The following is an 11612-nucleotide window of genomic DNA, read 5'->3' as shown; positions in this document are numbered from 1 at the left end:
GCCACGTGTACGAGCCAAACGAGGAGTTGATCCATGCGACCCGGTGACACCGTCGCCGTCGTCTCACCGTCGGGGCCGCCCAGCGCGGCGCTGCTGAGGCGTGGCGTGGAGCGACTGGAGGGCCTCGGGCTGAAGGTGGTGGTGGGCGCGCACGCGCTCGACCGTCAGCCGCTCGACTACCTGGCGGGCGACGACGCCGCCCGGGCCGCCGACCTGCAGTCCGCCTGGTGCGACCCGGCCGTCTCCGCGGTGTTCTGCTGCCGCGGCGGGTACGGCGCCGCCCGGCTCCTCGACCTGCTCGACTGGGACGCCATGCGGGCCGCCGGCCCCAAGGTCCTGCTGGGGTCGAGCGACATCACGGCGCTGCACAACGCGTTCGCCATCGAGCTGGGCGTGCCCACGCTGCACGGGCCGATGGCGGCCTGCGACGTGCTGGCCGCCGAGGAGGGGCCCGAGCCGCGCACGTGGGACAGCCTGCGGGCGGCGCTGTTCGGGGCGCCCCAGAGCGTCCGGGGCGAGCGGGTGCTGGTGCCGGGGCGGGCCGAGGGGGTGCTGGCCGGGGGCAACCTGTCGTTGCTGGCCTCGATGTGCGGGACCCGGTGGCAGCCGTCGTTCGCGGGCAGGATCGCGTTCCTGGAGGACATCGGGGAGGAGCCGTACCGGATCGACCGCATGCTCACCCAGCTCCTGCAGGCGGGGGCGTTCGACGGGGTGCGCGGGATCGCGCTCGGCTCGTGGGTCGACTGCGGTGACCCGTACGCGGTGCTCGAGGACCGGCTCGGGAGGCTCGGAGTGCCCGTCCTGGCAGGGCTTCCGGTGGGGCACGGGTCGCCCCAGATGAGCGTGTGGCTGGGGAGACTTGGGGTTATCGATACCGAATCGTGCTCGCTAGCGGGCATCGTCAGTGATGAGGGGCAGGCAAGGTAAGAGGGACGAATCCGACAGAAAGGGACACGGCGCGTGAGCTTGTTCAAGCGTGACCGCCGGCCCTCGCGCCGGCCGGTCGAGGATGTCGACCTGGACTCGCTGCTCTCACTCGTCGCGGAATCCCTCGGATACTCCTTCGAGTTCGCCAAGGACGGCGGCTCCGTGACGCTCAGAGGCGACATGGAGCTGGTCGTCAGGCTCACCGGGCTGCGCCGCGAGGCGGGCCGCCGGGCCAGGGAGGACTGGCCCATGCTGGTCTCCGAGCACCTCGCGCACGCCGTGGCCACCGCGGGCGAGCGGCTGGACGTGTGCGACCTGGAGCAGGCCCGCCCGCTGCTGCGCACCCGCGTGGACGCCGTGGACGCGGTGCCCGACCTGACCCGCGTGGTGGGCCGCCACCTCAACGCCGACCTGGTGGAGCTGCTCTTCGCAGGCTCCCGGCCGGTGCGGCCCGAGCAGGCCGGGTGCTGGCCCGTGGCCGCCGCGAAGGCGATCGACCTGGCCGTCTCCAACGTCCGCCGCGAGGAGCGGCTGGAGGTGGAGACGATCCTGCTGTCCGGCACGCCGGTGACGCGGCTGACCGCCATGACCCCGGCGGCCGCCACGCACCTGCGCTGGCTGGGCGACTACCTCCCCGTGCCCTCCGACGGGGTGCTCGTGGTGCTGCCCGATCCGTACACGCTGCTCGTGCACGCGGTGGACGGGATCGGCGTGGTACGCGCCATCGAGCGGCTGCGGGTGCACGCGGCGCGCACGGACGGGCTGAGCTCGCAGGTCTACTGGTGGCACGAGGAGCGGCTGACGCTCATCAGGGCCGACATCGTCACCCAGGACGGGCAGACCAGGCTCGTGGTGGCGCCGCCGCCGGAGTTCGCCCGCGTCCTGGCCCGCCTGGCCGTCTGAAGGGCCTGGGGCGGGCTCCAGGAGCGCGGAACGGTCAGGTTCTGCTCACGTAGTCGCGCAGGTGGATCGCGGTGAGCGAGGTGCCGTCGGCGACCAGCTCGCCGGGGGTGCCGGAGAAGACGACCTGGCCGCCGTCGTGACCGGCCCCCGGGCCGATGTCGATGATCCAGTCGGCGTGCGCCATGACGGCCTGGTGGTGCTCGATCACGATGACCGTGTTGCCGTCCTCCACCAGGCGGTCGAGCAGGGCCAGGAGCTGGTCCACGTCGGCCAGGTGCAGGCCCGTGGTGGGCTCGTCCAGCACGTACGTGGTGCCGCTCTTGGCCATGTTGATGGCCAGCTTGAGCCGCTGCCGCTCGCCGCCCGACAGCGTGGTGAGCGGCTGGCCCAGGCCCACGTAGCCGAGCCCGACGGCCACGAGGCGGTCGAGGATCGTGCGGGCCTGCCGCTCGGTCAGGAAGTCGCGGGCCTCGGCCACCGGCATGTCGAGCACCTCGCCGATGTTCTTGCCGCGCAGCGTGTACGTCAGCACCTCCGGCGTGAACCGCCGGCCCTCGCACTCCTCGCACACCGACGCCACGCCGGCCATCATGGCCAGGTCGGTGTAGATCAGGCCGATGCCCTTGCAGGCCGGGCAGGCGCCCTCGGAGTTGGCGCTGAACAGGCCGGGCTTGACGCCGTTGGCCTTGGCGAACGCGGCGCGGATCGGGTCGAGCAGGCCGGTGTAGGTGGCCGGGTTGCTCCGGCGCGAGCCGCGGATCGGCGACTGGTCGGCCACCACCACGCCCTCGCGCCCGGCGATGTAGCCGTGGATGAGGGAGCTCTTGCCCGACCCGGCCACGCCGGTGACCACGGTCAGCATGCCGAGCGGGACCTCCACGCTCACGTCCTTGAGGTTGTGCAGCGTGGCGCCCGTGATCTGCAGGTGACCGGCCGGCTTGCGGACGTCGTCGCGCAGGCGCACCCGGTGATCGAGGTAGCGGCCGGTCAGCGTGCCGGAGGCGCGCAGCCCGTCGAGGTCGCCGTCATAGCACAGGCTCCCGCCCGCCGTGCCCGCGCCGGGGCCGAGGTCCACCACGTGGTCGGCGATGGCGATCGTCTCCGGCTTGTGCTCGACGACGAGCACCGTGTTGCCCTTGTCGCGCAGCTGGAGCAGCAGGTTGTTCATGCGCTGGATGTCGTGCGGGTGCAGCCCGGCCGTGGGCTCGTCGAAGACGTACGTGACGTCGGTCAGGCTGGAGTTGAGGTGGCGCACCATCTTGACCCGCTGCGCCTCGCCGCCGGACAGCGTGGACGACTCGCGGTCGAGGCTCAGGTAGCCCAGGCCGATCTCGACGAGGGACTCGAGCGTCGAGCGCAGCCCGTCCAGCACCGGGCCCACGGCGGGGTTGCCGATGCCGCGGACGAAGTCGGCCAGGTCGTTGATCTGCATGGCCGCGCACTCGGCGATGTTGCGGCCGCCGATCCGGGCGGACCGGGCGGCCTCGTTCAGCCGGGAGCCGCCGCAGGACGGGCAGAGGGTGAGCTTGAGCGCCCGGTCGGCGAACGCCCGCGCCGAGGGCTGCATCGACTCCCGGTCCTTGCCCAGCAGGGTCCTCCTGACCTTGCCGGCCAGGCCCTCGTAGGTGAAGTTGTTGGTGCCGTACTTGAGCTTGGTGGGGGGCTTGTGCAGGAAGTCCTCCCACTGCTCGGGCGTGAAGTCCTTCAGCTTGACGGCCGGGTCGAACAGTCCGGACCCCGCGATGACCTGCCACTGCCAGCTGTCCACCGGGTATCCCGGGACCTTGATCGCCCCGTCGTTGAGCGACAGCTCGCGGTCGACCAGGGCGTCGACGTCGATGGTGGACGCCTTGCCCAGCCCCTCGCACTCGGGGCACATGCCCTCGGCCAGGTTGAAGCTGAAGGCGCCGGCCCCGCCGACGTGGGGCTCGCCGATGCGGCTGAACATGATCCGCAGCATCGTGTGGGCGTCGGTGGCCGTGCCCACGGTGGAGCGGGCGTTGGCGCCCATCCGCTCCTGGTCGACGATGATGGCCGCGCTCAGGTTGTGCAGCGCGTCCACGTCGGGGCGGGCCAGGCTCGGCATGAACGACTGGATGAACGACGTGTACGTCTCGTCGATCAGCCGGCGCGACTCCGCGGCGATCGTGTCGAAGACGAGTGACGACTTGCCGGAGCCGGACACCCCGGTGAAGACGGTGAGGCGGCGCTTGGGGAGGTCGAGGGAGACGCCCTTGAGGTTGTTCTCCCGCGCGCCGCGGACCTGGATGAGGTCGTGGCTGTCGGCGGCGGTGTGATCGCGGTGAACGGCGCTGGCCTGGCTGGAAACCACGGAACCCTTCCATCTTCGGATTTGTTGCCATAGGGGAAAGCCGGGACAGCGTACAGCGCCGCCCCGACATTTCTGGGTTCCGTACAGCGTACCGTACGTCATACGGTACGGTTATGACTCCTTCAGCTGCGCTCCGATCAGGGCGAGGTTGTGGATGGCGGCCAGTCCGTACTGGGCGGCGCCGTTGGTGCTGACGAAGGCCGCCTCGTGCACCGGGGACAGCACGTGCGGCCCGTCCACCAGGTTCAGGCGCCAGTCCTTCTCCCGCTGCATCGGGTTGCTGTTGAGCTGGTCACCCTCGTCCAGGGAGAACTTGCGCCACGCCCAGGCGGCCAGGCCGGCGTCGCCCGTGCGGGCGGCCGCGTACGCGGTGAGCCTGCTGTGCGCCTGGATCAGCGAGATCCCGCTCAGCCGCTCCCCCACCTCCGCCTCCTGCTGCTCGGGCGGCGCCAGGTAGAGGCGGCAGTACTGCAGCCACGCCTGCTCGAACCCGGGCACGTCCAGGTCCAGCCCGATCAGCTCGGCGCACATCTCCGGCAGCCCGAACAGCGACGACAGGTGCGAGACGGAGATCTTGTCCCGGGAGGTGTCGAACCGCCCGGTCGCCAGGTCCAGCCGGGCCTCGCCGGTCAGGAAGCCGTTCGGCAGCGCGCCGATGTCGGCCATCGTGCCCAGCAACCGGTCTCTGGCCCGCTCGTCGCCGTAGCGCTCCCACCGGGTCAGCCACGCGGCCGCGAGCGATCCCCAGTCGGTGCCGAGGCCGACCGACAGCGCCGACGGGTCCGGCGTGTAGACGTCCTCGCGCACCTTGCGCTGGGGGTCGATGACGGTGAACGTCTCCTCGGGGACGCTCAGCTCGTCCATCAGGTCGCCCGTGCGCTCGTCGGCGGTCAGGTAGTAGTAGAAGCGGCGGTAGGCGGCGTTGGAGATGCGCAGCTGCTTGCAGCTGCACCCCCAGTGCTGCACGTTGTGCCTGCTGCCCAGGCCCTTCCAGCGGCCCGCGTGATAGACGTCGACCTCGCCGGTGTGGCGGGTCATCGACTCGGCGAAGCGGAAGACGTCCGGCCGGCCCGTGCGCAGGTACTGCAGCCACAGCCACAGGTCGGGCGAGAGCTCGGAGTTGTCCCAGGCGTAGCCGCCCACGTCGTAGCGCCAGGTGTGGCGGTCCGGGTCGTAGGTGTGCATGACGTCGCCGTAGTCCCAGAACCCGTACCACCTGCGCTGCTCGCGCTCGCGCACGTACAGGTCGAACAGGAAGTCCAGCCGGTCCTCGATCTCGGCGTGGGCCGGCGTCGAGCGGTCGGGCAGCTCCCAGACGCCGAAGACGCCCGCCTCGCGCATCCGCTCCGGGGACGCGGCCAGCAGCCCCGGCTGGTTCATCGCGGTCGCGTGCCGGGACAGGTCCTGCGCGGACGGCGTGGCCTCGTAGGCGCGCAGGGTCAGCTCGTGCGTGCGCGCCACGCCGTGGGCGTCGCCGAAGCCGGGCTCGTAGTCCTCGTAGGTGACCTCCAGGCCCTCGAGCTGCTCGGCGAAGGTGTCCTGGCCCATGCCGTCGTGGTAGAAGCGCAGGTCCATGGCGGGCGCGGACGGCGACCACAGCCAGGCGGTCACGGTGGCCAGGTCGGTGGCCGCGTTCCTGACGTCGAGGCGGGTGGGGTGCAGGCGCCAGAAGTCGCGCAGCCCGAAGCCGAGGCCGCCGCCGGCGCCGCCGACGTAGCCGTAGCCGGCCGAGCGGGTGCCGGAGGGGATCGTCACCCAGGAGTGGCCCTCGGCGGTGCGCTTGCGCAGCGTGAAGCCGTCGGCGGAGCCCTGGTCGAGGGTGTAGTCGTTCCAGGTGGGGATGAGGTGCAACCGGCCCGCGACCTCGGGGGCGATCTCGCCGACCGGCCGGCCCTCGACCTGCGCCCGCCGTACGGACTCGCCGGGGTCGCGGCGCAGGCCGGTCAGCCCGCGCACGGCCTCGGTGAGGAAGCCGCCGCTGCCGGCCAGGCGCACGTGCCGGTCGTGCGGCTCGTCCCGCATGACCACGTCGGCGCTCAGCCCGAGCCCGGCCAGGAAGTCGCGCTCGGGGTCGCCGTCCCAGACGAACGTGTGCATGATCCGCACCTGCTCGGCGCCCGCGTGGAAGTACAGGCGCACGGTGAACGGCAGCCAGTCGCCGTGCCGGCCCTCCAGCCGGACGACCGCGCGCACGGGCCCGTCCTGCTCGACCGTGACCGTCTCGACCTGCCCCGTGGCCCGCGAACGGGCCACCGCGCCGCCGTCGTCCGGCGTGGGCCCGCTCTGGCGGAGGCTGACCAGGCGCACGTCCCTGGCGATCTCGCGGCTCCCGCGCGAGATCGAGCGGGCCAGCGTGCCGCCGGACTCCTCGATCGTCCAGGTGACCACGCCGGTGCTCACGGTCAGCACGCCGTCCCGGCGGGCCACGGTGACGGGGGTGGCGGCCGCGGCGGGCTCGCGTCCGGCCTCGATCCGGTACGACAGCTCCGCGGGCCGCGCGCCGATCGCGTGGGCCGACCACTTGACCGAGCCGTCGGGCCAGGTGGCGGTCACCCAGCTCTGCACGGGCACCTCGCGGCCCTCCGGGTCGGCCAGCGCGAACGGCGCATCCCGCTCGACCGCGCCGCGCGGCCATGGAACCCCCCAGGTCACCCCCTGCTCCCCCGGTCGGTCCAGCCAGCGAAGTGCCGTCATCGGATCTCCTTCAGTCGTTCGGCGACGATCGCGGCCACCTCGTCGGCGCCGCGGAAGCTGAAGTGGGTGTCGTCGGCCACCCCGTCGGGGTAGAGCGGGTGCTCCCCCGGCTTGAAGTGCGTGAACAGGCTCCTGGAGCCGTCGGGGCCGAGCCGTTCGTACAGCTCGGTGGTGGCGGCGGTCAGGTCGATCAGCGGCACGCCCTCGGCGGCGGCCAGCGCCCGCACCAGGTCGGGGTGGTCGCCGTGCGTGGGCACCAGCCGGTCCCCGTCGAACCGGCGCCGCTGCACCGGCGTGCACAGCACCGCCGACGCCCCCGCCCCGCGCGCCTCCTCGACGAAGGCGCGCAGGTTGTCCTGGTATGGGATCGCGGGATCCTTCTGGTCGTTGTGCCCGAACTGGATCACGACCACGTCTCCGGGCACGACCTCGCGCAGCAGCGCCGCCCACAGCCCTTCGGCGCGGTGGCTAGCAGTGGTGGCGCCGCCCTTGGCGAAGTTGCGCACGGGCTCGCCCGCGTACGCGCCGAGCTGAGCCCCCCACCCGGACATGGGCGCCTCCCAGGCCGGGCACGCGGCGACCGTCGAGTCACCGGCCAGGAGGATGGCGCGACTCACTCCTTGACGCCCCCGATCAGAACACCCTTCGCGAAGTGCTTCTGCAGGAACGGGTAGAAGAGCAGGATCGGCAGCGTCGCGATCACCACGACCGCGAACTTCAGGCCCTGCTCCGGCGGCACGAACGTCCTGTCCATGTTCGCCAGCGCGTCGGCCTGGTCAGCGCTGGTCAGCTGGCGCACCAGGATCTGCAGCGTCCATTTGCTGGGGTCGCTGATGTACAGCAGCGGCGACATGTAGTCGTTCCAGATGCTCACCGCGTAGAACAGCGCGAAGGTCGCGATGATCGGCTTCGACAGCGGCAGAACGATCTTGAAGAAGACGCCCATCTCGTTGCAGCCGTCGATGCGCGCCGCCTCCTCCAGCGCCTGCGGCAGCTCCTGGAAGAAGCTCTTCACGATGATCAGATAGAACGGGTTGATCGCCAGCGGCAGGATCAGCGCCCAGTAGCTGTCCAGCAGCCCCATGTCGCGCACCACCAGGTAGGTGGGGATCATGCCGCCGGAGAAGACCAGCGTGAAGATCACCAGGTTGAGCACCAGCGTCCGGCCCGGCAGGTACCGCTTGGCCAGCGGATACGCCATGGTGAACGTCAGCACCAGCTGCACCACCGTGCCGACCGCCGTCACGACGATGGTCGTGAGCAGGGCGCGGACGAAGGTGGGGGTGGAGAAGATGAACGTGTACGTGTCCGTGATGAACTTCTCCGGCCACAGGAAGAACGGCCGCGCGGCGATCTCCGACTCGCTCGCGAAGGACCCCGCCAGCACGTACAGCAGCGGCAGCACCGTGACCAGCGCCAGGCCGACGAGCACGGCGACGTTGATCACGTCGAACACTCGGCTGGCCACGGTGCTGTACTCGGTGTTCAGCTTCTTGTGCTTCATGCTGTTCATATCCAGGGCCCCCTAGAGCAGTCCACGCTGGCCGAGGCGCTTGGCCAGCCAGTTGGAGCCGAAGATCAGGATGCAGCCGACGACGCCCTTGAACAGGCCGACGGCGGTGGAGTAGCTGATGGCGCCCTGGGTGATACCGGTGTAGTAGACGTAGGTGTCGAACACGTCCGCCACAGAGCGGTTCAGCGAGGTGGTCATGAGCCAGATCTGCTCGAAGCCCGTGTCGAGCAGGTTGCCCGAGGTGAGGATGGCCATGACGACGATCGTCGGGCGGATCGCGGGCAGCGTGACGTGCCAGAGCTGGCGGAAGCGGCTGGCGCCGTCCATGCGTGCCGCCTCGTACAACTGCGGGTCCACACCGGCCAGCGCGGCCAGGTAGATGATCGTGCCCCAGCCGGTCAGCTTCCACATCTGCTGCAGGATGATCAGCGGCCGGAACCACTCCTCCTGCGCCACATAGTCGATCTTCGCGGTGTCGCCGAGTATGTCGCGGATCCATCCGGAGAGCACCCCGTAATCCGCGGAGAACAGCAGATACGTCAGCGACGCGACGATCGTCCAGGACAGGAAGTGCGGGATGTACATCACCGACTGGACCCAACGCTTGAGCACGTTGATCCGCAGCTCGTTCAGCAGCAGCGCAACGATGATCGGCGCGGGGAAGATGAAGACCACGGTCAGGAGCGCCAGGAACAGCGTGTTGAACATCAGCCGGCCGAAGTCCGGCCCGGTGAACAGATCCTGGAAGTGCTGGAAGCCCACCCAGGGGCTGCCGGAGTAGCCGAGGAACGGCAGGAAGTCCTGGAAGGCGATGGTGATGCCGTACATCGGCAGGTACTTGAAGACTGCGAAGTAGACGACGCCCGGAAGGAGCATCAGGTAGAGCCAGCGATAGCGCGCCAGGGCGGCGCCCAATCCCGGCCTCCGGCGTCGGCCGGGCTTGCTCGCCGCCCTCGCGGGAGGCGGCGCCAGGTCGGTGGCCACAGCGGCCTCCTTTCATGTGAGGGGCCCGGGCACGGCGGCCCGGGTCCCTCAGGCGGATCAGTTGGTGCCGAGCTTGGAGACCAGGTCGTTGATCTCGGTGGCGACCTGCGTGCCGCCGGCGTCGTACCAGCGCTTGATCTCGCCCTTCAGCTGCTCTTCGGTCATCTCACCGGAGAGGTACTTGATCCGGGCGTCGGGGATGATGTCGTCGAGCTGTGCGCCCTTGGCGACCTTGGTGGGTGAGACCACGGCCAGCGCCGGGTTGAACACGGCCGTCTTGAGGTCCTCGTTCATCAGGTCGAAGCCCAGCTTGATGATGTCCTTGTACGGCTGGCCGGACGGCGTGCGCGCGTAGGCGAGGCCGCCGTACGTCGTGTCGCCCTTGAAGCCGAGCTGGGTGAAGGCCTGGTCGACGTTGTCCTGGACGACCCTGACCGCGGGGTCGGTCTCGTTGATCAGCGCGGCGGTGTCACCGTCGGCCTTGAAGTTGCGCCCCTCGATGCCGTTCTGGACCAGGACCTGGCCCTCCTTCGACCCCAGCTTGTCCAGGATCTTCAGCACGTTGTCGAGGTCCTGGTCGGTCCGCACGCTCTGCTTGGAGATCGCGATGGCGTCGTTGTAGCCGGTGAACGGCAGGGAGAACTTCTTGCCGTCGGCGCGCTTGAGGTTGCCGACCATGGCGACCTTGTCGCCGTAGTCCTTGTCGCCGTCGTCCCTGAACTTGTCGAGCAGCGCCCTGGAGCGGACGTTCACGTCGATGATGATGCCGCCCTTGCCCTGGAAGAACGGATCGTCCCACTTGGCCGTGTCGTAGCTGGCGAAGTCCGGGTTGACCAGGCCCTCGTCGATCATCTTCTTCAGGAACTTGTTGGCCTCGAGGAACTCGGGGGTGTCGAAGCCGGGGACCAGCTTGCCGTCGCGCTCGCCCCACTCGTTCGGGGCGCCGAACCAGGTCTCGAGCGTGTCATAGGGGCTGGAGCTGGCGTACTTGCCCGGCCACTTCGGGATGATCAGGCCGTAGGTGTCCTTCTTGCCGTTGCCGTCGGGGTCCTTCTCGGCGAACGCCTTGGCGATGGTGTAGAGGTCGTCGACGGTCTCGGGCAGCTTCAGGTCGAGCTTCTCCAGCCAGTCCTTGCGGATCATGACCGCCGAACGCAGCATGGGCCGCATCCGGGGGATGGAGTAGGACTTGCCGTTGATGGAGGCGTTGAGCACGCGGCGCTCGTCCGTCGGCTTCAGGTTCGGGTACTTGTCCAGCTTGTCAGTCAAGTCCCAGAACGCCCCGGCCTGTGCGGCCTTGACGAACGCCGGACCGTGCGGGTCCACGACGATGAGCTGCGGCACGTTGCCCGAAGCCAGCGTGACGTTGACCTTGTCGGCATACTCGGCGTTGGGAACCCAGTTGATCTTGAGCTTCTTGCCGAGGAACTTCTCGACCGCCTGCTGCATCTCGCCCTTCGGGTCGGGCGCGGCGCCGAACAGCTTGGTCATGATGGTCAGCGTGTTCGGATCGCTGGCGGGCGCGTCACTGCCTGAGCAGGCCGAGGCGGTGAGTGCAGCCGTGAGCGTTAACACACCGGCCAGAAGCCGGCGACGACGGGATGCGCTCATGAGTTCCCTTTCGAATGCAGATGCGCCTCGTTCTCCGCGAAGAAGCGCTGGCAGAGCCACGTGTTGAGATAGATCCACGCGCCGAAGCTGATCACCGGCGCGAGGATGGGCGCCGCCGAGGTCGCGTAGGCGATGGCTGATAGCGCTAGCAGCAACAGCACGGACGAGGCCGGGCGCAGGAGCGCTAGCTGCGCCGCCTTGGGCCAGTAGGCCCGTAGCGGCAGATCGTAGTGCGCGTACAGCGGTCCCACGTACGCCCCCACACCGGCGAGTGCGATGAGCGCCACGAAGGTCGCGATCCGCAACGCTCCCATGCTGGGCCCGAGAGCGGAGAGGTAAAGATAGTTGCCGACCAGGACGGTGGCCAGCGCCGCCACGGGCAGGACCAGCAGCGAGGCCCGAACGAACTCCCGTCGGTAGACGGTCCAGAATTCGACCCAGCCATGAAACGATTCATTACGAGTCCGCCGCCGAGCCAGCGTGTACGCGGCGACAGTGGCGGGCCCGAGCCCGCCGATCACGCCTCCAGCGAGCGTGAAGACGATCCACATCAGGTTGAGCTGGACCGCCCAGATGAGCTCTGAGCAGGCAGCTTGAAGCCTGATAGACATGGCGGGATGGTTCATCCGGCACCACCTCTCGTGGCAT

General features: G+C 69.7%; 9 protein-coding genes. 2 read left to right on the top strand and 7 right to left on the bottom strand.

The window, feature by feature from the left end; translation table 11 throughout:
* Positions 1-33 precede the first annotated feature (33 nt).
* Both ACIHFD_RS42545 and ACIHFD_RS42540 read left to right on the top strand, forming a co-directional pair.
* Positions 34-927 (top strand): LD-carboxypeptidase, encoded by an 894-nt coding sequence (locus tag ACIHFD_RS42545; protein ID WP_397371755.1) that lies wholly within the window; start codon positions 34-36, stop codon positions 925-927.
* A gap of 33 nt (positions 928-960) precedes the next feature.
* Positions 961-1830 carry a hypothetical protein gene (locus ACIHFD_RS42540; protein ID WP_397371754.1) on the top strand — a complete coding sequence of 290 codons (870 nt, stop codon included), beginning with the start codon at positions 961-963 and terminating at the stop codon, positions 1828-1830.
* A 34-nt stretch (positions 1831-1864) separates the two neighbouring features.
* Here the strand turns inward: ACIHFD_RS42540 and ACIHFD_RS42535 are convergent, their stop codons facing one another.
* The 7 genes from ACIHFD_RS42535 to ACIHFD_RS42505 form a co-directional block, all read right to left on the bottom strand.
* The gene (locus ACIHFD_RS42535; protein WP_397371753.1) at positions 1865-4162 is read right to left on the bottom strand and encodes an ATP-binding cassette domain-containing protein; all 2298 of its coding nucleotides are present in this window, start codon (positions 4160-4162) and stop codon (positions 1865-1867) included.
* Positions 4163-4273: 111 nt separating this feature from the next.
* Positions 4274-6856: a Tat pathway signal sequence domain protein gene (locus ACIHFD_RS42530; protein WP_397371752.1), complete on the bottom strand. Its 2583-nt coding sequence runs from the start codon at positions 6854-6856 to the stop codon at positions 4274-4276.
* Positions 6853-7473 carry a rhamnogalacturonan acetylesterase gene (locus ACIHFD_RS42525; RefSeq protein ID WP_397371751.1) on the bottom strand — a complete coding sequence of 207 codons (621 nt, stop codon included), beginning with the start codon at positions 7471-7473 and terminating at the stop codon, positions 6853-6855. The genes ACIHFD_RS42530 and ACIHFD_RS42525 overlap by 4 nt, the downstream gene beginning before the upstream one ends.
* Positions 7470-8369 (bottom strand): carbohydrate ABC transporter permease, encoded by a 900-nt coding sequence (locus ACIHFD_RS42520; protein WP_350735155.1) that lies wholly within the window; start codon positions 8367-8369, stop codon positions 7470-7472. Before ACIHFD_RS42520 ends, ACIHFD_RS42525 begins: the two co-directional genes overlap by 4 nt.
* Before the next feature lie 12 nt (positions 8370-8381).
* Positions 8382-9353 (bottom strand): ABC transporter permease, encoded by a 972-nt coding sequence (locus ACIHFD_RS42515; RefSeq protein WP_397371750.1) that lies wholly within the window; start codon positions 9351-9353, stop codon positions 8382-8384.
* Positions 9354-9410: 57 nt separating this feature from the next.
* A complete protein-coding gene (locus ACIHFD_RS42510) occupies positions 9411-10844 on the bottom strand; it encodes an extracellular solute-binding protein (protein WP_397371749.1) in 1434 nt (477 codons plus the stop codon).
* Positions 10845-10960: 116 nt separating this feature from the next.
* A complete protein-coding gene (locus ACIHFD_RS42505) occupies positions 10961-11590 on the bottom strand; it encodes a YesL family protein (RefSeq protein WP_397371748.1) in 630 nt (209 codons plus the stop codon).
* Positions 11591-11612: the final 22 nt, after the last annotated feature.

The sequence above is a fragment of the Nonomuraea sp. NPDC051941 genome (assembly GCF_044593615.1).
The sequence above is the reverse complement of the archived record's forward strand: the minus strand, read 5'-3'. Positions and strand labels throughout refer to the sequence as shown.

Excerpts from the sequence above, each read along its gene's own strand:
- ACIHFD_RS42545 (WP_397371755.1), top strand. The coding sequence starts at position 34 with ATGCGACCCGGTGACACCGTCGCCGTCGTCTCACCGTCGGGGCCGCCC.
- ACIHFD_RS42530 (WP_397371752.1), bottom strand. The coding sequence starts at position 6,856 with ATGACGGCACTTCGCTGGCTGGACCGACCGGGGGAGCAGGGGGTGACC.
- ACIHFD_RS42520 (WP_350735155.1), bottom strand. The coding sequence starts at position 8,369 with ATGAACAGCATGAAGCACAAGAAGCTGAACACCGAGTACAGCACCGTG.
- ACIHFD_RS42510 (WP_397371749.1), bottom strand. The coding sequence starts at position 10,844 with ATGACCAAGCTGTTCGGCGCCGCGCCCGACCCGAAGGGCGAGATGCAG.
- ACIHFD_RS42505 (WP_397371748.1), bottom strand. The coding sequence starts at position 11,590 with ATGAACCATCCCGCCATGTCTATCAGGCTTCAAGCTGCCTGCTCAGAG.